A 22,348-nucleotide genomic window follows, 5' to 3' on the forward strand; every position below is an offset into this window, starting at 1 on the left:
ACAGCCCCAAAAGTAGTTTAAATCTTAGCCTGAAAACAATGACTTAGCGCCGTTTCAGTCATCGAATTGTCATCAATTCTCACCGCCAAAAATAATCATTTAGGAAACACTGTAAGATCATGTTTTGCGATGAACCCTGAGCCTCCCCGCCATGTTGCTGACGCCCGCCACATTTACGCCGCTGATCCGCCCCGCCGTGCATGATCATTCGCTAACTTTCGTGTTCCATCGCGGAGAGTTGCTTTTGCGCAACGAAGTCCTGGGTTTGCCCGACCAGCAGGCGCTGGCGGCGCTGAATTTGCCGCCGGAGCGCTTCCATGCCTTGGGCGAGTGGCAAGGCCGTTACTATCAACTGGCGTGGGTCGATCAACCGGAACTACCGGGGCCGGAGTACGGCTACCACGGTTTGCGTGCGCTGTTCGGCCTCGTCGACGACGGTTTCGTGGCCCTGGCCGGCCGCGCTTTCCAGCTGGCCGACTGGGCCCGCACCCATCGCTATTGCGGCGCCTGCGCGACGCCGATGCGCCAGCTCGAAGGCGAGCGCTGCTACCAATGCCCGGCCTGCGGCATGAGCGCCTATCCGCGCATCTCGCCGGCGATGATGGTGTTGATACGCAAGGGCGAGCAGGTGCTGCTGGCCATGCACGCCAACGCGCCGTACAAGCGCTACACGGCGCTGGCCGGCTTCCTGGAGGCGGGCGAGTCGATCGAAGAGGCGGTGCACCGCGAGGTGTACGAGGAAGTCGGGCTGCGGGTCCACAACTTGCAATACTTCGGCAGCCAGTCGTGGCCGTTCCCGCATTCGCTGATGATTGCCTACACGGCGGACTACCTGGACGGCGAGATCCGCGTCGATCCGGGCGAGATCGCCGACGCCCGCTGGTTCGGGCCGGGCGACAGCGAGTGGCCGGACATGACGGCCACCATATCGATCGCCGCCGAGCTGCTGAAGGCCAACCGGCCGGGAGCCTAGCGGGTGCGCCGCCGCGGATTTCTATATACTGTCGGCAATCGTAAAAAAAAGGTGTTTCATCATGTCTCAAAAAGAATTCTCGGAAGGCGACTGGCGTCGTCTGCTCGCCAGTTTCGGTGAAGATCCCGACCGTCCGGGCCTGGTGGAAACGCCGGCGCGCGTCAGCAAGGCATGGAAACACTGGACCTCCGGCTACGGCCAGGACCCGGTCGAGCTGCTGAAGGCCTTCGAAGACGGCGCCGAGCAGTACAACGAACTGATCGTGGTGCGCGGCATCCCGGTCTACAGCCATTGCGAACACCATCTGGCGCCGTTCTTCGGCAAGGCCACGGTCGGCTACGTCCCGAACGGCAAGATCGTCGGCCTGTCCAAGCTGACCCGCCTGGTCGACTGCTTCGCCAAGCGCCTGCAGGTGCAGGAACGCATGACCATGCAGATCGCCAACGCGCTGATGGAAGTGCTGGAGCCGAAGGCGGTTGGCGTGGTCGTCAAGTGCCGCCACCTGTGCATGGAAAGCCGCGGCATCCGCACGCCGGGCGAAGAAACCGTCACCTCGGCCATGCTCGGCGAGCTGCAGCCCAACCTGGCGATGCGCACCGAATTCCTGGCCCTGGCGCGCGAGAACTAAGCGGCATGGCGGCGATCGCATGGCAGCAAGGCGGCCTGGCCGCCGCATTCGCCCTGGCGGCGGCGCAGCAGCGGCCGCTGTTCCTGTACTGGGGCGCGGTCTGGTGCCCGCCCTGCAACCGGGTCAAGTCCGATATTTTCGCGCGTGACGACTTCGTTCAGCGCTCGACCTCGGTGGTGTGCTGCCAGCTCGATGGCGACAGCGCCGGCGCGCAGGCCTTGGCCGCGCAGTACGGCTTGCGCAGCTATCCGACGCTGCTGCTGTACGCGCCGGACGGCGGCGAAATCACGCGCCTGCCGTGCGAGCTGGACGGCGAGCTGTTCACGGCCGCGTTCGACGTGGCGCTGGCCGTGCATGCGGCCGGTTCGTCCGCCTCGGCCGCGCTGGCGGCGGCCTTGTCCGGTGAGCGCAAGCTCAGCGCCGGCGAATGGTCGCTGCTGAGCCATTATTCCTGGGATACCGACGAAGGCCGCTTGCTGGGCGCGCGCGCGCTGGCGCCGACGCTGCTGGCGCTGGTGCGCGCCTGCGACGACGCCGACGCCGACGCCGGCGTGCGCCTGCAACTGCACGCGCAGCTGGCCACGGCCGGCAAGGATGTCGACGCGGCGGCCAACGCCGCCTTGCTGCTGCAGGTGTTTGCCGATGCGCGGCTGGCGCGCGCCAACATGGACCTGCTCGGCAACAGCGGCGTTGCCCTGATCAAATTCGCCACACGACGCGAAGAACTGGTGGCGGCGCTGGGCGCCACCGCCGCGCAATGGGCCGACGATTTCTGGCTCAGCGCGCCGGACCGCCTGATGGCGGTGCGCCTGCAAATGCGCCTGGGCCGCCTGCTGGCGCCGACGCAGGGCTTGCAGCAGCAGGTGCGGCTGCGGGTGGAAGCGGCGCTGGCCGAGTCGACCGATCCGTACGAACGCCACACGCTGGTCAACACCGCGGTCAGCGCCCTGAACGACGCCGGCCTGCCGGCGCAAGCCGAGCAAGTGCTGCTGGCCGAACTGCCGCGTTCGCATTCACCCTACTACTTCATGCTGAGTCTGGCTTCCAGCGCCAAGCGGCGCGGCGACATGGCGGCCATGCTGGACTGGTACGACCAAGCATGGCAAGCGGCCGTGGGTCCGGCGACGCGCCTGCAATGGGGCGTCACCTACCTGCTGAGCCTGATGGAACTGGCGCCGCAAGACAGCGCCCGCATCGCGCAAGCCGAGCAGGGCCTGCGCGCCGACATCGCCACCGCCGGCGCCGACGCCCACCACCAGCGCAACCAGTCCCAGCTACAAAAACTCCGGGGGCTGGTCCTAATGCCGTTCGGTTAAGCGACGTCGTTCCCGCGAAGGCGGGAACCCATGCTGAATTTGGCCAGCAAGCGCTCTATGGATTCCCGCTTGCGCGGGAATGACGTTGGTTGATTTCGCCTTGATTAACGGCATTTCGGCATCGGGGTCAGGTTGACTCCGGGTTTGCGTCTCGGTGTTAGCGCTTGAACTCGGCGTTGTCTTTCCATTGCGGGCGGTCTTTGCCTTGGGCGGTCTGGTAGCCGGCTTTGAACAGCAGTTCGATGTCTTCCACCGCGCCGCTGGTGTCCCATTTGGCTTGCACCGTGTCGTTGACGGTGTGGTACTGGTGGGCGCTGTAGTTGAGCAGCTTTTCGCGGCCGTAGCCGGCTGCCTTGCCGACGAAGTTGGAACTGCTGCGCAGATACACCACCGGCACGCCGCCCCTGGCGAACTCGAACTGGTCGCCCCGGTAGAAACTGCCGTAGTCGGCGTTGCTGTCCGGCCGCACGCTGCGCCCCTGGCCGCGCGCGATGCCGGCGACCAGATCGTCGGTGTTGGATTTGCCCATGCCGCTCAGCTCGACATCGCGGGTGCGGCCCCACATGTTCAGGCCGTCCACGTTGATGTCCAACAGCGTCTTGTTCAGCGGGTACAGCGGATTGCGCGCGTAGTACTGCGCACCCAGCAGGCCGCGTTCCTCGGCCGTGGTCAGCACGAACACGATGGTGCGCTTGGGCGCCACCGGCAGCGCCTTGTACACGCGGGCGATCTCCAGCAGCGCGGCGACGCCGGTGGCGTTGTCCATGGCGCCGTGGAAGATCTGCTGCGTGCGCGGACCCGGCAGGCTTTCGTCGATGCCGAAATGGTCCCAGTGCGCGCTGTAGACGATCACTTCATTCTTCAGCAGCGGATCGGAACCGGCGATCTTGCCCACCACGTTGTGCGAGCCCACTTCGCGCCAGGCGTTCAGCGCCGTGACGTTGAGCTTGACGCCCAGCGCCACCGGCTTGAACGTGCGCGACAGGGCCTGCTGCTTGAGCGCGTCGAAATCCAGGCCGCCGGCCTTGAACAGCTCGCGCGCGCGCTCGCCCTGCAGCCAGCCGGGGATGGCCGGGAAGGCCGGGTCCGGCGTCTTGCTCTTCAAGGCGAAATTCTCGCGGCCCCAGCTGTTGCGCACCACCTCGTAGGGATAGGTGGCCTGCTTGGTCTCGTGCACGATCAGCGCGGCGGCCGCGCCCATCTTGGCCGCCATCTCGAATTTGTAGTTCCAGCGGCCGTAGCGGGTGATCGCGTTGCCGCCGAACATGGCCGGGTCCAGCAGCTTGGGATGCTTGGGGTCCGGCAGCGGCGGGTCGTTGATCAGCATGACCAGGGTCTTGCCCTTCAGGTCGACGCCCTTGTAGTCGTCCCACTGGAATTCCGGCGCCTGCACGCCGTAGCCGACAAACACCAGCTCGGAGTTGGCCACCTCGATTTTCTTGTCGGTGCGCGCGGTCCAGGCGACATAGTCGTCGCCAAAGGTCAGCTGCTTGCTCTGGCCGTCCTTGACGTAGCTCAGCGTCGGATGGCTGGAAATGGCCACCAGCGGCACCGCCTGCAGATAGGTGCCGTCCGGGTTGCCCGGCTCCAGGCCCAGCTTCTTGAACTGCTGCTGCAGGTAGTCGATGGTGACGGTTTCGCCGCGCGTGCCGGGCGCGCGGCCTTCGAACTCGTCGGAGGCCAGCATGGTGATGTGCTGTAACAGGCGGTCGCCGTCGATGCCGGCAAGCGCGGCCTCGACCGGTTTTCCGGCTTTGGGCGCGGCGGCGTGGGCGTGGCCGACGCCTAACGCCAGCAGCGCCATCGACAGTAGGTATCTCATGTGGAAAGGATTGTTAAGAAGGAATGCCTCATTCTGACACAGTTTGTTGCTCAAGGACACTGGCAAGCCAGTCGACAAACACCCGCACCCTCGGCGACAGGTGCCGATTATGGGCGTACACGATGTTCAGCGGCAGCGGCGCGGGCCGCCATTGCGGCAGGATTTCCTCCAATTGGCCCGAGGCCAGCAGCGGCGCCAGGCTCTGGCGCGGCATCTGGATCAGGCCCAGGCCGGCCAGGCAGGCGGCCAGATAGGCTTCGGTGCCGCTGACCGAGACCTGGCTGCGCATGGCCTGGGTGCGCTCGACACCGTCGGCGTCCACGTATTCCCAATCGAGGTCGCGCCCGCTCTGGCTGGAGAAGAAGTTGACCGCCGTGTGCTGGCGCAAGTCGTCCAGCGTGCGCGGCCGGCCGTGGCGTTCCAGGTAGGCCGGCGTGGCGACGTTGATCTGCTCCATCGAGTCGATGCGGCGCGCCACCAGCGTGGAATCGCGCAAGGTGCCGCCGCGCACCGCGCAATCGATGCCCTCGCCGACCAGGTCGACGAAGCGGTCGTTCGAGCCCAGCCGCACCTGGATGTGCGGGTGGCGCTGGAAGAAGGCCGGCAGCGCCGGGATCACGTACAGGTGGGCCAGCCGCTCCGGCAGGTCGACCCGCACCGCGCCGGACAGCAGCCGGCCTTCGCCGGCGAACAGGCCGTTGAGGTTGTCCAGGTCGTTGAGCAGGGCGGTGCAGCGCTCCAGGTACTGCGCGCCCTCGACCGTCAGGCTGACCTTGCGCGTGGTGCGCTGGAGCAGGCGCACGCCCAGCTGCTGTTCGATGGCCTGCACGGCGTTGGTGACGCTGGGCTTGGGCAGGTCCAGCTGCTCGGCGGCCTGGGTAAAACTCTTGCAGTCGGCCACCGCCTTGAAGATCTGCATGGCCTTGAATTGGTCCATGATTGTTATCTGTGCTCGAATAAAGTAATAGGATTTACGGTATTTATTGCCGCAATCGATAATAGCATAATGGCTCCACTCGCTCACCACCCTGGAGATTCATCATGATGCAAACCCGCAAACTCGGCCGCACCGGCCCGCAAGTCGCTCAACTGGGCCTGGGCCTGATGGGCATGTCCGACCTGTACGGCCCGGCCGACCGCAAGGAAAGCCTGGCCACCATCCGCGCCGCCATGGACGCCGGCGTCACCCTGCTCGACACCGGCGATTTCTACGGCATGGGCCACAACGAACTGCTGGTGGCCGAGGCGCTGGCCGCCGGCGGCCGCGAGCAGGTGCAGATCAGCGTCAAGTTCGGCGCCATGCGCGACCCGGCCGGCAACTGGATCGGCATCGATACCCGCCCGGCGGCGGTGAAGAACTTCGCCGCGTATTCGCTCAAGCGCCTGGGCGTCGAGCACATCGACATCTACCGCCCGGCTCGCCTCGATCCCAACGTGCCCATCGAGGACACGGTCGGCGCCATCGCCGAGCTGGTCCAGGCCGGCCACGTCAGGCACATCGGCCTGTCCGAAGTCGGCAGCGAGACCCTGCGCCGCGCCCACGCCGTCCATCCGATCGCCGACCTGCAGATCGAGTATTCGATGATCTCGCGCGGCATCGAGAACGGCATCCTGCAGACCTGCCGCGAGCTGGGCATCGCCATCACCGCCTACGGCGTGCTGTCGCGCGGCCTGATCAGCGGCCACTGGAGCAAGCAGCGCCAGGGCGAGGCCGACTTCCGCGGCCTGGCCAGCCCGCGCTTCCAGGGCGAGAACCTGGACCGCAACCTGGAACTGGTGGAAAAGCTGCGCGCCATCGCCGGCGAACTGGGCGTGTCGGTGGCGCAGGTGGCGATCGCCTGGGTGGCGGCGCAGGGCCAGGACATCGTGCCGCTGGTGGGCGCCCGCACCCGCGTGCGGCTGGAGGAGGCGCTGGCGTCGACCCGGGTGCAGCTATCGGCCGCCGACCTGGCGCGGCTGGAGCAGGCGGTGCCGGCGGGCGCCGCGGCGGGCAACCGTTATGACGCGCATTCGACCACGGTGCTGGACAGCGAAAAAGGCTGATAGATCGGCTTATTGATCAGATTATCGGATGGGTTTGACCGGATATTTGCGCTTTTATATCTGAAAAATTAATCCTAATATGACTCCATCGACGACGCAAAGCCGGTTGGCACCCAGAACCGGGTGCCACACTTAATCTGACCAGGAGCATCAAAATGAACGCCAAATCCATCATCGCATCGGTCTCCCTTCTGCTGGCTGCTGGTGCAGCTTTCGCGCAGAGCCCTGTGGAGCAGAACGAAGTCACCGCGGACATCGCCAACATCAAGTCTGCGCCCAGCACGGTCACTCGCGCCCAGGTGAAGGCTGAAACCATCGCCGCCATCCAGGCCGGCGCGCTGGAGCAGAACGAAGTCACCACCGACGTCGCCTACGTGGCGCCGCGCGGCAAGACCGGCCGGGTGGAGGCGCAACTGGCCGCCAAGACCGTCCAAGGCCGCAACGCCCAGTAAATCGGTGCAGGTTTTCCCAGCGGGCGCCACGCTGCAGAGCGCGGCGCCTACTGTGTTTTTTTGATGCAAAATTTGTAAATAAGCGACATTCGCACGAGACAATTCAGGTATTCTGGTTTCCATAAGACAATACGGAGACTCTGTACCATGAATAAGTTGTCCTTCCAACAGAAGCTCTGGGTACCGTTGATTTGCAGCCTGCTGTGCATCACCGCCATCTTCATCTATCAGACCATGCAGATGCGCGACGTGCGCATCGAAGAGCGCCAGATCGACCTGATGAACCTGGACGACGCCGGCATGAGCATCCTCAAGCTGTACGGCGAGAAGGCCAGCTCCGGCGCCCTGAGCAAGGAAGACGCCCAGAAACAGGCGATGGCCGTGATCGCCGGCCTGCGCTTCGGCAAGGACGGCTACATCACCATCACCCAGGGCACCCGTTCCTTGATGAATCCGTTCAAGGCGGAAAACAACGGCAAGGACATGGCCGATTTCAAGGACCCCAACGGCGTCTATCTGTACCGCGACATCGCCGCCGCCGGCGCCAAGCCGGAGGGCGGCGGTTTTGTGCGCTATTCCTGGACCCGGCCGAACACCAAGGAGCCGGTGCCGAAGATGAGCCGCGTGGTGCACTTCGCGCAGTGGGACTGGGACCTGGTCACCGGCGCCTACGTCGACGATATCGACACCGCCTTCTACCAGTCGCTGTACAAGTCGGCCGGCGTGCTGGCGCTGGTGTGCCTGGTGCTGTGGTTCATCGTCAGCATGGTCAACAAGAGCCTGCGCCACACCATCGGCGGCGATCCCGAATACGTCAGCGAGATCGCCCAGCAGATCGCCGGCGGCGACCTCAGCGCCAACATCAAGACCCATGATTCGGACCGCGCCAGCATTTTGTACGGCATGAAGTCGATGCAGGCGCGGCTGGCCGACACCATCGGCGAGATCCGCCGCAGCGCCGACACCATCGCCACCGCGTCCGGCGAGATCGCCTCGGGCAATATGGATTTGTCGGCGCGCACCGAGTCGCAGGCCAGCTCGCTGGAAGAGACGGCCGCGTCGATGGAGGAGCTGACCTCGACCGTGAACCAGAACGCCGACAACGCGGTGCAGGCCAACCAGCTGGTGCTGTCGGCCTCGTCGGTGGCGGAGAAGGGCGGGCACGTGGTGTCGAAGGTGGTGCAGACCATGGACACCATCAATGCCTCGGCCACGCGCATCGTCGACATCATCAGCGTGATCGATGGCATCGCCTTCCAGACCAACATCCTGGCGCTTAACGCCGCCGTCGAAGCGGCGCGCGCGGGCGAGCAGGGACGCGGCTTCGCGGTGGTGGCGTCCGAGGTGCGCAACCTGGCGCAGCGTTCGGCCGGCGCGGCCAAGGAGATCAAGGAGCTGATCAACGCTTCGGTGGAAAGCATCAACGCCGGCAGCGTGCTGGTGGCGGAAGCCGGCACCACGATGGACCAGGTGGTGGCCAGCGTGTCGCGGGTGACGCAGATCATGTCGGCGATCACCGAGGCGTCGAGCGAGCAGAGCACGGGTATCGGCCACGTCAACATGGCGATCACGGAGATGGATTCGGTGACGCAGCAGAACGCCGCGCTGGTGGAACAGGCCGCGGCCGCGGCCGGCAGCATGCAAGAGCAGGCCGGCTTGCTGGCCGAGCTGGTGAGCCGGTTCAAGCTGAGCGGCGACCAGGGCGCCGGCGGCAAGCGCCCGGGCAGCCGCCTGGCCTTGCGCTGATTATTTTGCTGGTGCGCTAACGTCGGCGCCGGCCGGTTCAAGGACGGCGGCTTCGAACACCAGCTTCTTGCCGTCCACCCGGAACACCCCGATCAATTCGCCGCCGTCGCCTTTGACGTCGGGGTATTGGGTGCAGCTCTGGGTTTCAACCTGCCACATCTCCTTGCCGGCCCGCAGCGTCCAGACGTTGTCGCCGCCGGACAGCAGTTCAATCTCCACGTCATCGGCCGGCAGCTCGGTCAACTCGATCCGTCGCAGACATTCCGGCAGCCGCTGCATGATCAGCTCGACGCTGCTCTGGCTGCTCCAGAAGTGCTTTTGCGCGCGGTGCAGCGTCAAGGCGTGGTTGCCGGTGCTGCCATCCGCGTAGTACGAAGCCGTGTCGTCGACGCATGCGGTCAGCATCAGGGCGGTCAGGACGATCAGGATTCTGCGCATGGGCCGGGCTTCCGTTAGTGGTGGGTGCCCACCATTATAGCGGCCCCCGGCGCCGCGCCGGCATATCAGAAGCGGTAGCCGACGCCGACGCCGACCAGCAGCGGATCGACCTTCACGCGACTGACCTTGGCGCCGCTGATGAAGACGTCGCTGCGGATCTGGACTTTCTTCACGTCGAAGTTGAGCGACCATTTTTTGTCGATGGCGTAATCCACGCCCGCTTGCAGCGCCAGGCCGAAGCTGTCGTGTTCCAGGCCGCCCTTGCCGCCCAGCAGATCGACCTTGGACATGGTGGTGTAGTTCACACCCGCGCCAACGTAAGGCTTGAACGGCGAATTGAGTACGAAGTGATACTGCATCAGCAGCGTAGGCGGCAGGTGCTTGAAGGTGCCGATGTTTTTGCCGTCCAGTGCCACGTCATGTTTTTGCGGGTAGGTCAGCAACAGTTCGGCCGCCAGGTTGGGCGTGAAGAAGTAGGAGATATCGACATCGGGGATGGTCTTGCTGCTGACGGTCAGGCGGTCGGATGCGCCGACGCCGCCGACAGGATCGGACTTGTCGGCCGTATCCAGATGCACGGCGCGCACCCGCACCAGCCATGGGGATTCTTCCGCCATGGCATTGCTGCCAGCCGCCAGGCTCAGGGTGGCCAATGCTGCCGCTGCTAAAAGCTTGCTCATTTCACTTCCTCTTTTCGTCGTTAAGTAACGGAGAGAAGTCTATTGATGCAGCGCAGTAAAAACTTTGATCCACGTCAAAATACAAAATATTTTTCAAAATTGTGTAAGCAATCGGGAAGTGGCCGCGACAGAGTCATGCAGCACCAACCCAACTTACCTCTTTTGGAGAATCACATGAACCACATCACTCGCATCGCAGCAATGGCAGCAACCGTCGCAACCATGGCCATGTCGGCATCGGCCATCGCCGCCACCACCACCATCAGCGCCGACGACACCGTGCATTGCGCCGGCATCAACAGCTGCAAGGGCACCAGCGATTGCGCTACCGCGGAAAACGCCTGCAAGGGCCAGAACTCCTGCAAGGGCCACGGCTTCCTGGCCACCAAGGCCGGCGCCTGCTTCGCCAAGAAGGGCAAGATCGTCGACCTGGACAAGTAATCATCCATGCAGCGCCGGCACGGCCGGCGCTCCCCAACCATGACATCCACACTACCATCGCCAGGCTTCGGCCTAGGCCTGCGCCCCGCGCACTACCACGACATCCTCGCCACGCCGCCCGCTGTATCGGGCATCGACTGGTTCGAGATCCTGTCCGAAAATTACATGGTCCCCGGCGGCAAACCGCTGGCGATGCTGGATCGCATACGCCGCGACTATCCGGTGGTGATGCATGGCGTGTCGATGTCGATCGGCACGCCGCAAGGACCGTCCGACGCCTACCTGCGCGAGCTGAAGACGTTGATGCGGCGCGTCGAGCCGTTGTGGGTGTCGGACCACCTGTGCTGGACCGGCACGCACGGCGTCAATATGCACGACCTGTTCCCGCTGCCGTACACCGAGGAGGCCGTGGCCACCGTGGTGCGCAATGTGCGGCGCGTGCAGGATTACCTGGAACGCCCGCTGTTGCTGGAGAATGTGTCGAGCTACCTGTCCTTCGAGTCGGACACTTTCCAGGAATGGGACTTCGTCGCCGCCGTGGCCGAGGAGTCCGACAGCCTGATACTGCTGGACGTGAACAATGTCTACGTCAGCTGCGTCAATCACGGTTTCAATCCGATGACTTACCTGGACGCGTTGCCGGCGCAGCGCGTGCAGCAGATCCACCTGGCCGGCCACAGCGTGCAGGAAGGCTGCATCATCGACACCCACGATCAGGCGGTGGCCGATCCGGTGTGGGGCTTGTACGCGCAGGCCTTGCGCCGTTTCGGCAAGGTGGCGACGATGATAGAGCGCGACGACAAGATTCCGCCGCTGTCCGAGCTGTCGGCGGAGTTGCGGCGCGCGCGCGCCCTTGCGGAGGCGGCATGAACCCGCTCGAACGTTTGCAGCTGGACTTCCAGCGCTACATCCTGACCGACGAGGCGCCCGGCGCCATCCATGCCGCCGTGCGCGAGCAGTATGGCCTGGGCGCCGGCTCGCGCCTGGCGATCTATCACCGCGCCTATCGCAGCCGCTTGCGCCAGGCGCTGTGCGAAGCCTACGACAAGACCTGGACCTTCGTCGGCGACGACATGTTCGCCGAACTGGCGAACAGCTATCTCGCGGCGCATCCGTCGCAGCACGCCAACCTGCGCTGGTTCGGCGCCGGCCTGGCCGCGCATGCGGAAACGGCGCTGCCGGACTATCCCTTCATCGCCGAACTGGCGGCACTCGAATGGACGCTGGGCCTGGCCTTCGATGCACCGGACGTCGCGCCGCTGGCGGCCGTCGACGTGGCGGCCATACCGCCCGCGGAATGGGGCGATCTGCAATTCGGCCTGCATCCGTCGGTGCACCTGCTGGACATGCACTGGAACGCGGTCGCCCTGTGGCAGGCGCTGGCCGCTGAAGCCGAGCCGCCGCAGGTGCAGCAATCCGACAACGCGACGCACTGGCTGGTGTGGCGCCAGGGAGAGCAGCCGCATTTCCGTTCGCTGGCGGCGGCGGAGGCGCAAGCCCTGTACCGCATCGCCGAGGGGGCGAGCTTCGGCGAAGTGTGCGCGGCGGCGGGCGAGGAAGCGATGCTGGCGCTGGCTGGCTATCTACAGCATTGGCTGGCGCAGGGCGTGCTGGTCAGGCACTAGCCAGCCATGCCTTGCTGGCCTGCCATTGGGATTGCGTCAGTTTGGTCATCGCGGTGGCGGCGGCCAGCATGGGCTGGCGCCAGCCGTCGTCGTGGCCGTGGGCGATCAGTTCATCCGCACCGGCGGCGCCGGAACGGCCTGCGGCGCGCAGTTGGTCCCAGGCCAGGTTGCGGCCCATGGTGGCGATCACTTCTTCCAGGCGACTGAGCTTCTTGCCCCACGCATCGAGCGCCACGCGGTCTTCCGACGGTTGCAGACCGCGCAGCACGCAGGACTTGCCGTCCAGCGGTATCGCGTGCAGGAAGGCGTGATCGACCGCCTGCATGCGCCGCTGCACCGCCACCACGCGGCTGGCCTGGTCGGGCCACGCCGGTTGCTTGATCTTCCACGCGGCCAGGCGCGGCGCCAGCGCGGATGGCTTGCATTCCTTGATGTCGAGCAGGTAGTTCCCGTCCGGCGAACCTTTGCCTTCGACCAGCACGACAAAGCGCATCAATCCCAGGCTGCCGGTGCCGGCGATGCGGCGCCCCGCCTGCAGCATGGTGTAGAAGCCGGGGTTGTCCTGCTGCTGGGCGAAGTGCGGCAGGAATCCGGTCAGCAGTTCGAGCTGGCCGGGCAGCAGCGGCAAGGCCTTGTCGCCGTCGAGCCTCAGGCTGCGGCGCTGGTTTTTGCAGGTGGTGCGCTGGTCGAGGAAATCGGCGCGCTTGCGGTTTTTCAGATCGCACAGCAGGTCCTGGATCAGGCCCACGCTGGTTTCGCGTTCCACCCAGCGCGGCTTGCCGTCGGCGAGCGCGGCGCGGTAGGCGTCCAGGCAGTGGGCGCTGAGGTCCTCCGCTTCCGGCGCCGACACCCGCAACGCGTCGGCGCCGCACTGGATGCTGGCCAGCAGGCGCACCAGGTCCCAGCTGGCCGGCGCCAGCGCGCCTTCGTCGAAATCGTTTATATCAAAATAGACCTGGCGGTTATCGCCCTTGTAGCTGCCGAAGTTTTCCACATGCAGATCGCCGCAGGCCCAGGCCAGCGGCGCGCTGCGGAACAGCGGCTGGTCGGGCAGGGCGTCGTAGAACAGGTGGTCGGCGCCGCGCAGGAACAGGAAGGCGCTTTGCGCCATCTTCTGGTATTTCATGCGCAGCAGTTGCGGGTCGCGGTCCTGGTTGTGGGCTTGCAGGGCGGCGACCAAGGCGTCGGTGTTCATGCTGGTCTCCTAACGGTAGCGCGCCAGGATCTGGTCGATGGCGCCTTCCTTGAGCATGGCGTCGATGACCCGGTTGGCGTCGGTGAACGGGACTTGCGATTTGCGCGAGAACGCGCACTGCGCCTTGAAGGTGGCGAACACCAGCTCCGGCCGCAGTTTCAGTGTGGGATGGATGCGCTGCAGGTAGAACAGCGTGTTCTCGCCGGCCAGCGTGTATTGCGCCTTGCCGGCCACCATCTGCTGCACGTTGACGTCCATGCTGGCCGAGTCGATGCGGAAGAAGCGCTTGCCCAGCACCTTCTCGAGGCGCGGATAGCGGTAGCCGGCGACGGTGCCGATCGGCCTGTCGCGCAGATCGTTGAGCGAGCGCAGGCGGGGGGCGTCGGCGCTGGCCACAATCAATTCGGTGTCGGGCAGCAGCGGCGTGCTCCAGTCGTAGTCGCCGTCGATCCAGACCGGCATCACGTAGCACATGGCGTCGGCGCGGCCGCTGCTCAGCGCCGGGGTGACGCCGGGCACGTCGACGCTGAGGTAGACCGCGCGCAGGCCCAGGCGCTGCGCCAGGGCGTCGCCCACGTCCTTGAGGATGCCGCCGTCCAGCGCGCCATTGCTGAAGCGGACGATGGGCATGGTCTGGTCCAGCGGCGCCAGCATCACCAGTTCGCCGGTCGCGGCATGCGCGCTCATCGGCGAAAGCGCCGCTACCAAGATGGATAGGCAGGACAGGGCAGACTTTGGCATCGACACCTTCCAGTGACTGGGGGAGGAATCATTATAGACGCAGTCCTGGCGGGGTGTTCCGATTCCCTCCAGCCGCTTTTTTCGGGATTAGAGCTTCGGCTCTAATCCCGGCGGCGCACCTTTACCTTTTGTGCCGTTGTGCAAGAATGATCAGCACGAACTCATTGAACGGTAATAACAAAAACATCGTGTTCACCCCACTCGCTAGTGCCCTCGCGGCAACCGCAGCAACTCCCCCACACGCCAGCCTGACCATTGCCAGCCCGCCGCGCTAGCTGCGTCAGACCGCACCCGCTACACCTGCATCCACAACTTTTTCCACAACCGAAAGGTTCGTATGTTTACCCTGCTTGGCAGTGAAGTGACCGTTGTCGTCCTGATTCTTTTAATCGCCGTCCTGGTCAAGTTTTCCGGGATCATCAAGTACATCCCCAACGACCGGGTCGGGGTGATAGAAAAACTATGGAGCTCGTCCGGTTCGGTGCAGAACGGCCTGCTGGCGCTGAACGGCGAGGCCGGCTTGCAGCCTGATTTGCGCCGCGGCGGCTTCCATTTCTTCGCGCCGTTCCAGTATCGCGTGCACATCCATCCGATGGTGTCGGTCACGCAGGGCACCATCGCCTACGTGTTCGCCCGCGACGGCCTGGACCTGCCGGCCGGCCAGACGCTGGCCGACAACTCGCGCATCGTCGACTTCCGCAATGTGCGCGACTTCCTGCGCGACGGCGGCCAGAAAGGCCCGCAGCGCATGGTGCTGCGCGAAGGTACGCACATCATCAATCCCGCGCTGTTCGTCGTGATGACGGAAGAGACGACCTATTCGATGTCGCTCGACGCGCTGGAAAAAGCCTACTACCAGCAGATGCGCGGCGTGCTCGACGAGCGCGGCGGCTTCAAGCCGGTGGTGATCAAGGAAGTCACCGGTTCGCATGACTCCGACCAGCTGGCCGTGGTGACGGTGCAGGACGGCCCCGGCCTGCTGAAGGACGAGCTGCTGGCGCCCGATGTGGGCGACACCCACAACGCCTTCCAGGAGCCGGAGAAGTTCCTCGCCGCCGGTGGCCGCCGCGGCCGCCAGGAGCGGGTGTTGGTGGAGGGTACCTACTTCATCAACCGCTTGTTCGCGACGGTGGAGTTCATCAAGAAGACCATCATCCCGGTCGGCTTTGTCGGCGTGGTGGTGTCGTACACGGGCCGCGTGGGTACCGACTTGTCGGGCAGCGAGTATTCGCACGGCGAGCTGGTGGAGACCGGCTGCCGCGGCGTGTGGCGCGATGCGCTGATGCCGGGCAAGTACGCGTTCAACACCTACGCCGGCAAGATCGAGCTGGTGCCGACCACCAACTTCGTGCTGATGTGGAAGTCCGGCGAGAGCGGCTCCAACTTCGACAAGAACCTGCGCGAGATCACCCTGATCACCAAGGACGCGTTCGAGCCGCAGCTGCCGCTGTCGGTGGTGGTGCACATCGACTACCGCAAGGCGCCGATGGTGGTGCAACGCTTCGGCAACGTGGCGCAGCTGGTCGAGCAGACGCTCGATCCGATGGTGTCGTCGTACTTTAAAAACGTTTCGCAGACCAAGACCTTCATCGACCTGATCCAGTCGCGCAGCGAGTTGCAGAACAACGCCTCGATCGACATGAAGCAGCGCTTCCAGGCCTACTCGCTGGAATTCCAGGAGGTGCTGATCGGCACGCCGAAACCGCAGCCCGGCGACAACAAGATCGAGGACATCATGGCGCAGCTGCGCGACCGCCAGATCGCGCGCGAGCAGGTCGAGACGTTCGCGCAGAAACAGATCGCGGCCGACAAGCAGCGCGAGCTGAACGAGGCCGAACAGCGCGCCGCCAAGCAGAAGGAGCTGACCGGCTCGCTGGTGGACATCTCGATCAAGGAGAACCAGGGCTCGGCCAACGTCAAGGCCGCCGAGAAGCGCCGCCAGGAAATCGAAGCGCTGGCGCAGGCCGACAAGTTCCGCCAGGAGATGGAAGGCGCGGGCCGCGCATCGGCGATCCGCTCGGTGGGCGAGGCGGAGGCGGCGGCCATCCAGGCCAAGTCCGAGGCGATGCAGGGCGAAGGCGCGGACAAGCAGCTGATGCAGACCGTGATGCTGCGCCTGGCCGAAGCGTTTGAAACGGCCAAGGTGCCGCTGGTGCCGCAAGTGCAGATGGGCGGTGGCGACAGCAACGCCTTCAGCACGCTGATGGGCCTGATGAGCGCGATGAAAGCCGGGGAGTTGACCCAGGCTATCGAAAACAAAGGCTGATCTTCAGCGGCCGGAGCGCACGGACATCGCCGGTGTTCGTGCGCACGGGTTTCCTGCTGGCAAACGGGCGCTACGCCTGTCGCATCGGACGTAGACTGGAATGGCGACCGATCTCTAGCGCCCGCCTTAACCCAGGAGCCCATCATGACCCACACACTGGCAGCTGTATTTGAAACCCGTGCCGAGGCTAACCGCGCCAAGGACGAACTGGTCCACAGCGGCTACGCCGCCGAGCGCATCACCGTGAGCGATTCCGGCAGCGTGGCCGGCACGCCGCGCATCAACGACAACGAATCCATCCTGCATAGCATCAAGCAGATGTTCAGCCAGTTGCTGGGGCGCGAGCATGCGGACAGGCATATCTATGCGGAAGCGCTGAATCGCGGCCATGTGGTGCTGACCGTCCAGGCCAGCAACATGGACGAGGCCGACCGCGCGGCCGACATCGTGGAAGATTTCAATCCGATCGACATCGACGAGCATGAGACCATGTGGCGCGCCAGTGGCTGGACCGGTGGCGAGGTGCAGCGCAGCAGCGCCGGCGCAGCGCAGGCCAGCGTGGGCGCGCAGCAAAGCGCGCCGGAGCAGCACGGCATCCGCCAGCGCGAGGAGGCGGTGGACTTCGCCCGTTCCGAGCAGGGCTCGCTGACGCAGGGCTCGATGCAGCGCGGCGAGACGGTGTCGCCGACGATGACCGGCGTGAACGCGCCGATCTCGGAGCAGAGCACGGTGCAGCGCAGCGGCATGCGCATCTACCCGCGCGACGCGGCCGCGCCCAACCAGGCCAGCCTGGACATCCTGCGCGGCGAGAGCGAAGACGTGCTGTATTTCCGCACGCACTGGCAGAACACGTTCTCGTACGGCGGCGGCACGTATCAGGAGTACGACCCGGCCTACCGCTACGGCGAATCGATGGCCGGCAACCCCGGCTACCAGGACAAGCCGTGGGAGGAGGCCGAGCCTGAACTGCGCAGCAATTGGGAAAGCAAGCACGCGCAGTCGAGCTGGGAAAAATTCAAGGAGGCTGTGCGCGCCGGTTGGGAGCGGGTGACGAAGTAAGCCTGTCGGCGACGCATGCTCCGGGCGATAACGGCAAATTGTCCAACCTGATGGTGAGCCTGGCTCGCCCGTCGTCGTTATCTGTTACCCGGATGATCAGGATAAAGCAGGGCGCCATGCTGCCGCACATGCTGTTTGAGCGCGTCGTTGGCGACCTTGTCCCAATGAATGATGTCGAGCCGGAACAGGATAGGCAAGTCATCCAGGGCGCTCCACAGGCTGCCGAAATCGCTCTCACTCATGGTTGGGGCAAACACGGCTAGATCGATGTCGGATTGCGGACGGTACGTTCCGGCTGCGCGTGACCCGTAGATCTTCACGCTGTCGATAGTCGGATATCGAGAAAATACCTCGCATAGCGAATCCAGGATGGACTGGCTCAGGCCGAAGCGATGAGGGCGTAGCGCTAACTCGTCCACGTGCTCACCGAAGCGCCGCCAGCAACAGGGGCCAGGCGGTATCCCAGGCGATGCGTTCCTGCTCCAGCCGCAGCGACTGACCCAGCGTATTCGCGCGCAGGGCGCGGTAGACGTCGGTCTCCGCCGCCGTCAGCATGGACAGATCGGCTGCGGCGCACTGCGATTTCTCCGTCGTGCACAGCGCCAGGAAGCGCAGCAGCGTCAGCCGGTCCATCATGACCGATTGCAACTGGGGCAAGATGCTCCTGGCGCGATGCAATATCGCGTAGCCGTGGGTATCGATATCGCCCCAGTAATAGCAGGCGGCCGGCGCGATCCACGGCATCGCGGCCAGCACATCGACGCCGTATCCCAGTCCCATGAATGCCACGGCGCCCGGCAGGTCGTGCAGGGCCAGGCCGGTTTGCAGGTTTTCCACGATCAGTACCGTCGATGGTTGCCAGCCCAGGCGCGCCAGCGTCTGCACCGGCGCGCTCACATCGTCCAGGCCGCCGAGTCTGGCGCGCAGCCCGGCGTCCAGCACCCGCATGCGCACGACCGACGGCGGCTGCCTCAATCCGCACAGTTCATAGAAATTTCCGCCGGCGCCGGCGCCGGTGCCGACGCCGCCGCACAGCGCGGCCACCAGTTCGCCCACCGCGCCCCGGCGCGACTCCAGCCATTTGCTGTCGATGCCAGGCAGCGGGATTTGGCGCGGGTACAGGCCGGATTGCCGATGGACGAACAGCCACGCAGCCAGGTCCAGCAGGCGCTGGAAGTCGCCGTCGTCATAGTCGGCCAGCACCGGATAAAGCGTCGCCAGCGGCCAGTCGATGGCGGGCCAGCGCGCCGCCAGCAGCGCATGGCGCTGGACGGCGCGGCCCCAACGGTCCTGCTCGCCTATCCAGAGCGCCACCTGGTCGGGACCGTGCAGCACCAGCGATTCCGGCAATTGCTGGCTGCCCAGCACTTTCCAGCGCCGTTGAGCCCAGCGCAATTCACCCGCGCCGCGCCAGTGCCGCCAGCTGTCGGCCCAGGCGCGCACGGCGTCCGGCTGGCGCAGGGCCTGCGCTTCGGTCGGCGCCCCGAGCGGGATGCTCAGGGGCCAGCCCGAGGCCGGCGCCGCCAGCCAGTCGCGATGCTGGTTCTGGTAGCGCCGCGCCAGCCATGCGCGGACCTCATCCGGCAGCTTCAAGCGCGACCTCCAGCCCTTGCTCCGGCAGCTTGAGCCGCTGGCGTTCGTCATCGTATTCGATCATCAGCACGCCGGAAATCTTGCGGTCGCGGATGTCGACGAAGCAGGCGCCGCCGATGAACGGTTCCAGCGTCATGACCGACTTGAGCGGCGTGGCGACGATCATCTGGAAGCCGAAGTTGGCGAAGATGTTCATCGCCAGCGCGGTGAATTCGTTGTCGGCCTTGTCGAACGCTTCGTCCAGCACCACCGGCGCGTAGACCGGCAGCGCGTGGTCGCTGCCGCCCAACTGGTAGCGCAGGGCCGCCGCCAGGCAGGTGGTGGCCAGCTTCTGGCGCTGGCCGCCGGACTTGCCGGCGCCGCTCTGGTAGACCTCGACCTCGTTGCCGTCGGTGTCGATCTCCCGGCCGATGAATTCCACGTGCAGGCGCACGTCCAGCACCGCCTCGCGCCAGCGCCGCCGGTCCGGTTCCTGGCTGGCCAGGTCGTCGACCAGCCGGCGCAGCGCGACGAAGCGCGCTTCGGCGGACTCGCGGTCCGCGCTCCAGGCGTCGCTCAGTGCGCGCTGGATGGCTTGCTTGAAGTCGCGCACCTCGGGCAGCTGGCGGTCGGTGGGCTGGATGTGCAGGTAGGTGCTCAGATCGGCCGTCTGGTTGAACGGCACCTGGCGCAGGCTGGCGTTGACCAGCTCCATGCGTTCCAGGATGGCTTTGCGGGCGTCGTTCAGGTAGGTCGACAGCGCCGCCAGGTTCTGGTTGCTCTGGTTGTGCAGCAGTTCGAAGAAGCGCTGTTCGTGCGCCGGCAGCCCGTCCGTCTCCAGCCGCGCCAGCTTGGCGAAGAAGTCCGAGGCGGCGGCCAGCGTGGCGTCGAGCCCGTCGGAATCGGCTTTCCAGTTGCGGATGAACTCGGCGAAGCGGGCTTCGATGTCACGCTCGCATTGCATGCTGTCGCGCTCCAGCGCTTCCACCGTGGCGCCGATCAGCTTGGCGACGGCGCGGTCGGCCTGGTCGACCTTGGCCAGCACCACCGGCTCCGCCAGGCCGGCATACAAGCGGTCCAGCCCCTGCTGCTGGTGCGGCGTCAAGGCCACGATGGACGGATCGTGGCGCAAGCCTTCCAGCAATTGCTGTTGCTCGACGATCTTGGCCAGGCGGGTGCGGTGATTGACGTCGGTTTCCCGCAAGCTGTCCTCGGCGGACTTCACCAGGTCGGCCTGTTCGCGCAGGCGGTCGTCGATCTGCTGCAGCTCGGCGTTGCCGTCGCGCAGGGCGCGCAACTGGCGGTCGATGGCGGCGATCCGTTCGGTGGGCGGCAGGCCGTCGATTTCCTGCCATTGCAGGTTGATCAAGGTGTTGCACGACATCAGGCGCTCGGCGCTGCGCTGCATCTGCCGGCGCAGGCTGTCCAGTTCCGTCTCCAACTGGGCGACGCGCTGCTGCAATTCGCGCTGCTGCCCCTCGTACAGCGCCAGCTTGTCGCGGTTGTCGAAGCCCAGCACCCAATGGCGGCGATCGTCGACGCTGTGGCGGTCATCCTTCTCGTGGCGCGTGCGGCTGTGCTTGACCTGGCCTTCGCGGGTCAAGGCGCGCTCGGGCGCCGCGCGGAAGGCCCGCAGCGACGTCACGCAGGCGTAGTCGTAGCGTTGCCGCAGCTCGGCCTTGAGCCAGGCCGCATGGGCGCCATCCTTGACGTCGAGTTTGTGCACCAGCGACTCCGCCCCGAGCATCCTGGGCGTGGCGGACTCGGCGGCGCCGGTGCGGAAGTACACCAGCCGGCGCCCCAGGCTGACATCGTTGAGGTGCTGGGACAGCGCGTTGTAGTGCTCGTTATCGACCAGAATCGACAGCGCAAAGCCGTGCAGTACGCGCTCGGCGGCGCCGCGCCACGGCGCTTCGTCGGCCTTGACGTCGATCAGCTCGCCGGCGAAGGGCAGCGCCGCCTCGGCCACGCCGATCGCCTCGGCCAGCGCGCGGCGCAGTTCGAGCATGGGCGCCGGGATGTTGGACGGCTGGCGCCGCAGCGAGGCGATCTCCTGCGTTACGCCGGCCAGCGTGGCGGCGGCGGCGGTGCGCTCGCGGTCACGCAGCAACAGCGGTTCCTGGTCGGCGCCGGCTGCCTGCCAGTCGGCCACTTCCTGGCGGGCCTGGCCCAGCAAGGCGGCGAAACCCTGCGGGCTGGGCGGCAGCACCCAGCCGAGCCGGTCGCACGCCTCTTTGGCCTGCTTGCGGCGGCGCAGCCGCTCGCCGCGCTGCGTCTCCAGCGTGGTCCGCTCGTTTTCCAGATGTTCGATCTGGTCGCCGCCGGCGGCGCGGCGCCGGCTCTCCAGGTCGCGCAGCGCGGCGACCCGGTTGTCGAGCGCATCCTGCTGGCGCTGCAACTGGCCGGCGTAGCCTTCGGCCTCGACCGCCAGCGTGGCCAGGTGATCGGTCAGCAGGCCGATGCGCAGGCGTTCGCGGTAGCTGTGCATGCCGGCGCGCAGTTCCTCCTGGCCGGCGCGCTCGAGCCGCAGGCGGCGCAGGTCGTCGTGACGGGCGCGCGCCGGCGCCAGCGTCTGGACTTGCTGGCGGGCGGTGACGACGGCCTGGTGCGCCGCGTTGAGTTCGCCGAATTCGCTGACCAGGCGGTCGGCGACGGCGAAGGTTTCCGGCTTGTCGAGCATGAAATCGCGCAGGAAGGCGTTGAGGTCGCCAAGATTCTTGGCCGACTGGGTCTTGTGCAGCAGGCGCAGCGCCATCTCGCTGTCGATGCCGAGCAGGCGGCAAAAGCGTTCGCAATACGGACGGAATTCGTCGCGCGCATAGGCCTCGGGCAAGGTTTGCTTGAGCTTGCGCACGTCGAAATTGCCGCTGCCGAAATCATCCAGTTCGCGCAGGTCGAACGGGCGCTCCAGGATCAGGTAGTAGCGCTTGACGTCGGTGTTGCCATTGCTGTTGCCACGCAGCCAGAACAGCTGCACCAGCACCACGTCCTGCCCCTTGGCGTTGCGGTAGTGCAGGGCCAGTGCCGACCAGGTCGTGCCCTCGCGCAGGTAGCGGGTGGCGTATTCGCCGGAGACGGCGTCGCTCTGGGCGGCCCAGGCGCCGCGGATGTAGCTGACCAGGTTGCGGTCGCGGCCGGCGCGGTCGGCTTCGCGCGCGGCGGCGTTGAAGTCGACCCAGCGCGGCGGCACCAGCAGTGCCGAAAAGGCGTCGAGCAGGGTGGACTTGCCGGCCCCGGAGCGGCCGACGATCAGGAAGCCGCGTTCGCTGATCGGCACCTCGTGCAGGCCGCCGAAGGTGCCCCAGTTGTAGACCTGCAGCCGCGCCATGCGGAATTGTTCGCCCGACATCG

20 protein-coding genes are annotated in these 22,348 nt (G+C 65.7%); 11 read left to right on the forward strand and 9 right to left on the reverse strand.

Annotation, left to right across the window (positions count from 1 at the left end; genetic code table 11):
- Nucleotides 1-151: 151 nt before the first annotated feature.
- The 3 genes from nudC to AC07OK_RS18255 all read left to right on the forward strand — a co-directional run bounded on the left by nudC (nt 152) and on the right by AC07OK_RS18255 (nt 2,917).
- Nucleotides 152-973: an NAD(+) diphosphatase gene (nudC, locus tag AC07OK_RS18245; RefSeq protein WP_494691630.1), complete on the forward strand. Its 822-nt coding sequence runs from the start codon at nt 152-154 to the stop codon at nt 971-973.
- Nucleotides 974-1,034: 61 nt separating this feature from the next.
- Complete coding sequence (gene folE, locus AC07OK_RS18250) at nt 1,035-1,601, forward strand: GTP cyclohydrolase I FolE (RefSeq protein ID WP_116993960.1); 567 nt, start codon at nt 1,035-1,037, stop codon at nt 1,599-1,601.
- A 5-nt stretch (nt 1,602-1,606) separates the two neighbouring features.
- Nucleotides 1,607-2,917 (forward strand): thioredoxin family protein, encoded by a 1,311-nt coding sequence (locus tag AC07OK_RS18255; protein ID WP_494691631.1) that lies wholly within the window; start codon nt 1,607-1,609, stop codon nt 2,915-2,917.
- A 157-nt stretch (nt 2,918-3,074) separates the two neighbouring features.
- On the opposite strand, the gene AC07OK_RS18260 is transcribed toward AC07OK_RS18255, so the two are convergent.
- Entirely contained in the window at nt 3,075-4,739 is a 1,665-nt protein-coding gene (locus AC07OK_RS18260; RefSeq protein WP_494691632.1) for a M20/M25/M40 family metallo-hydrolase, read from the reverse strand.
- A gap of 28 nt (nt 4,740-4,767) precedes the next feature.
- The gene (locus tag AC07OK_RS18265; protein WP_494691633.1) at nt 4,768-5,676 is read right to left on the reverse strand and encodes a LysR family transcriptional regulator; all 909 of its coding nucleotides are present in this window, start codon (nt 5,674-5,676) and stop codon (nt 4,768-4,770) included.
- Between the two features lie 107 nt (nt 5,677-5,783).
- Here AC07OK_RS18265 and AC07OK_RS18270 point away from each other — a divergent pair, with 107 nt between their 5' ends.
- The 3 genes from AC07OK_RS18270 to AC07OK_RS18280 all read left to right on the forward strand — a co-directional run bounded on the left by AC07OK_RS18270 (nt 5,784) and on the right by AC07OK_RS18280 (nt 8,980).
- Nucleotides 5,784-6,782, forward strand: coding sequence for an aldo/keto reductase (locus AC07OK_RS18270; protein WP_494691731.1), 999 nt, complete (start codon nt 5,784-5,786; stop codon nt 6,780-6,782).
- Between the two features lie 155 nt (nt 6,783-6,937).
- The gene (locus AC07OK_RS18275; protein ID WP_494691634.1) at nt 6,938-7,234 is read left to right on the forward strand and encodes a DUF4148 domain-containing protein; all 297 of its coding nucleotides are present in this window, start codon (nt 6,938-6,940) and stop codon (nt 7,232-7,234) included.
- Nucleotides 7,235-7,381: 147 nt separating this feature from the next.
- On the forward strand, nt 7,382-8,980 hold the full coding sequence (locus AC07OK_RS18280; protein ID WP_494691635.1) for a methyl-accepting chemotaxis protein: 1,599 nt from the start codon (nt 7,382-7,384) through the stop codon (nt 8,978-8,980).
- Here AC07OK_RS18280 and AC07OK_RS18285 read toward each other — a convergent pair whose 3' ends face one another.
- Together AC07OK_RS18285 and AC07OK_RS18290 are read right to left on the reverse strand one after the other, a co-directional pair.
- Nucleotides 8,981-9,418 (reverse strand): hypothetical protein, encoded by a 438-nt coding sequence (locus tag AC07OK_RS18285; RefSeq protein ID WP_494691636.1) that lies wholly within the window; start codon nt 9,416-9,418, stop codon nt 8,981-8,983. It lies immediately after the preceding gene.
- A gap of 65 nt (nt 9,419-9,483) precedes the next feature.
- Nucleotides 9,484-10,098 carry an OmpW/AlkL family protein gene (locus AC07OK_RS18290; RefSeq protein ID WP_494691637.1) on the reverse strand — a complete coding sequence of 205 codons (615 nt, stop codon included), beginning with the start codon at nt 10,096-10,098 and terminating at the stop codon, nt 9,484-9,486.
- A 174-nt stretch (nt 10,099-10,272) separates the two neighbouring features.
- On the opposite strand from AC07OK_RS18290, the gene bufA2 reads away from it, so the two are divergent.
- Genes bufA2 through AC07OK_RS18305 form a run of 3 tightly spaced genes read left to right on the forward strand, consistent with a single transcriptional unit; the run spans nt 10,273 to nt 12,164 of the window.
- Entirely contained in the window at nt 10,273-10,539 is a 267-nt protein-coding gene (bufA2, locus tag AC07OK_RS18295; protein ID WP_008453189.1) for a BufA2 family periplasmic bufferin-type metallophore, read from the forward strand.
- Between the two features lie 39 nt (nt 10,540-10,578).
- Nucleotides 10,579-11,409, forward strand: a complete 831-nt coding sequence (gene bufB, locus AC07OK_RS18300) for an MNIO family bufferin maturase (RefSeq protein ID WP_494691638.1) — start codon at nt 10,579-10,581, stop codon at nt 11,407-11,409.
- Complete coding sequence (locus tag AC07OK_RS18305; RefSeq protein ID WP_494691639.1) at nt 11,406-12,164, forward strand: HvfC/BufC N-terminal domain-containing protein; 759 nt, start codon at nt 11,406-11,408, stop codon at nt 12,162-12,164. Before bufB ends, AC07OK_RS18305 begins: the two co-directional genes overlap by 4 nt.
- On the opposite strand, the gene AC07OK_RS18310 is transcribed toward AC07OK_RS18305, so the two are convergent.
- A complete protein-coding gene (locus AC07OK_RS18310) occupies nt 12,154-13,359 on the reverse strand; it encodes a DUF2252 domain-containing protein (RefSeq protein WP_494691640.1) in 1,206 nt (401 codons plus the stop codon). The genes AC07OK_RS18305 and AC07OK_RS18310 overlap by 11 nt on opposite strands.
- A 9-nt stretch (nt 13,360-13,368) precedes the next feature.
- Nucleotides 13,369-14,046, reverse strand: coding sequence for a substrate-binding periplasmic protein (locus AC07OK_RS18315; protein WP_494691641.1), 678 nt, complete (start codon nt 14,044-14,046; stop codon nt 13,369-13,371).
- 391 nt (nt 14,047-14,437) lie between these two features.
- Between AC07OK_RS18315 and AC07OK_RS18320 the strand changes: the two genes are divergently transcribed.
- Both AC07OK_RS18320 and AC07OK_RS18325 read left to right on the forward strand, forming a co-directional pair.
- On the forward strand, nt 14,438-16,366 hold the full coding sequence (locus AC07OK_RS18320) for an SPFH domain-containing protein (protein ID WP_494691642.1): 1,929 nt from the start codon (nt 14,438-14,440) through the stop codon (nt 16,364-16,366).
- A 144-nt stretch (nt 16,367-16,510) separates the two neighbouring features.
- On the forward strand, nt 16,511-17,425 hold the full coding sequence (locus AC07OK_RS18325; RefSeq protein ID WP_494691643.1) for a hypothetical protein: 915 nt from the start codon (nt 16,511-16,513) through the stop codon (nt 17,423-17,425).
- Nucleotides 17,426-17,502: 77 nt separating this feature from the next.
- Here the strand turns inward: AC07OK_RS18325 and AC07OK_RS18330 are convergent, their stop codons facing one another.
- From AC07OK_RS18330 to AC07OK_RS18340, 3 genes are read right to left on the reverse strand one after another with little or no spacing between them, the layout of a single operon-like run.
- Nucleotides 17,503-17,844 (reverse strand): nucleotidyltransferase domain-containing protein, encoded by a 342-nt coding sequence (locus AC07OK_RS18330; RefSeq protein ID WP_494691644.1) that lies wholly within the window; start codon nt 17,842-17,844, stop codon nt 17,503-17,505.
- Between the two features lie 4 nt (nt 17,845-17,848).
- Nucleotides 17,849-19,018: a DUF3322 domain-containing protein gene (locus AC07OK_RS18335; RefSeq protein WP_494691645.1), complete on the reverse strand. Its 1,170-nt coding sequence runs from the start codon at nt 19,016-19,018 to the stop codon at nt 17,849-17,851.
- Complete coding sequence (locus AC07OK_RS18340; protein ID WP_494691732.1) at nt 19,002-22,346, reverse strand: ATP-binding protein; 3,345 nt, start codon at nt 22,344-22,346, stop codon at nt 19,002-19,004. The genes AC07OK_RS18335 and AC07OK_RS18340 overlap by 17 nt, the downstream gene beginning before the upstream one ends.
- Nucleotides 22,347-22,348: the final 2 nt, after the last annotated feature.

The sequence above is a fragment of the Duganella sp. GW821-FHT07G03 genome, assembly GCF_059418605.1.

Bases quoted from the DNA above. Each gene is read 5' to 3' on its own strand.
- nudC (WP_494691630.1), top strand. From the start codon at position 152: ATGTTGCTGACGCCCGCCACATTTACGCCGCTGATCCGCCCCGCCGTG.
- folE (WP_116993960.1), top strand. From the start codon at position 1,035: ATGTCTCAAAAAGAATTCTCGGAAGGCGACTGGCGTCGTCTGCTCGCC.
- AC07OK_RS18255 (WP_494691631.1), top strand. From the start codon at position 1,607: ATGGCGGCGATCGCATGGCAGCAAGGCGGCCTGGCCGCCGCATTCGCC.
- AC07OK_RS18260 (WP_494691632.1), bottom strand. From the start codon at position 4,739: ATGAGATACCTACTGTCGATGGCGCTGCTGGCGTTAGGCGTCGGCCAC.
- AC07OK_RS18265 (WP_494691633.1), bottom strand. From the start codon at position 5,676: ATGGACCAATTCAAGGCCATGCAGATCTTCAAGGCGGTGGCCGACTGC.
- AC07OK_RS18270 (WP_494691731.1), top strand. From the start codon at position 5,784: ATGCAAACCCGCAAACTCGGCCGCACCGGCCCGCAAGTCGCTCAACTG.
- AC07OK_RS18275 (WP_494691634.1), top strand. From the start codon at position 6,938: ATGAACGCCAAATCCATCATCGCATCGGTCTCCCTTCTGCTGGCTGCT.
- AC07OK_RS18280 (WP_494691635.1), top strand. From the start codon at position 7,382: ATGAATAAGTTGTCCTTCCAACAGAAGCTCTGGGTACCGTTGATTTGC.
- AC07OK_RS18285 (WP_494691636.1), bottom strand. From the start codon at position 9,418: ATGCGCAGAATCCTGATCGTCCTGACCGCCCTGATGCTGACCGCATGC.
- AC07OK_RS18290 (WP_494691637.1), bottom strand. From the start codon at position 10,098: ATGAGCAAGCTTTTAGCAGCGGCAGCATTGGCCACCCTGAGCCTGGCG.
- bufA2 (WP_008453189.1), top strand. From the start codon at position 10,273: ATGAACCACATCACTCGCATCGCAGCAATGGCAGCAACCGTCGCAACC.
- bufB (WP_494691638.1), top strand. From the start codon at position 10,579: ATGACATCCACACTACCATCGCCAGGCTTCGGCCTAGGCCTGCGCCCC.
- AC07OK_RS18305 (WP_494691639.1), top strand. From the start codon at position 11,406: ATGAACCCGCTCGAACGTTTGCAGCTGGACTTCCAGCGCTACATCCTG.
- AC07OK_RS18310 (WP_494691640.1), bottom strand. From the start codon at position 13,359: ATGAACACCGACGCCTTGGTCGCCGCCCTGCAAGCCCACAACCAGGAC.
- AC07OK_RS18315 (WP_494691641.1), bottom strand. From the start codon at position 14,046: ATGAGCGCGCATGCCGCGACCGGCGAACTGGTGATGCTGGCGCCGCTG.
- AC07OK_RS18320 (WP_494691642.1), top strand. From the start codon at position 14,438: ATGTTTACCCTGCTTGGCAGTGAAGTGACCGTTGTCGTCCTGATTCTT.
- AC07OK_RS18325 (WP_494691643.1), top strand. From the start codon at position 16,511: ATGACCCACACACTGGCAGCTGTATTTGAAACCCGTGCCGAGGCTAAC.
- AC07OK_RS18340 (WP_494691732.1), bottom strand. From the start codon at position 22,346: ATGTCGGGCGAACAATTCCGCATGGCGCGGCTGCAGGTCTACAACTGG.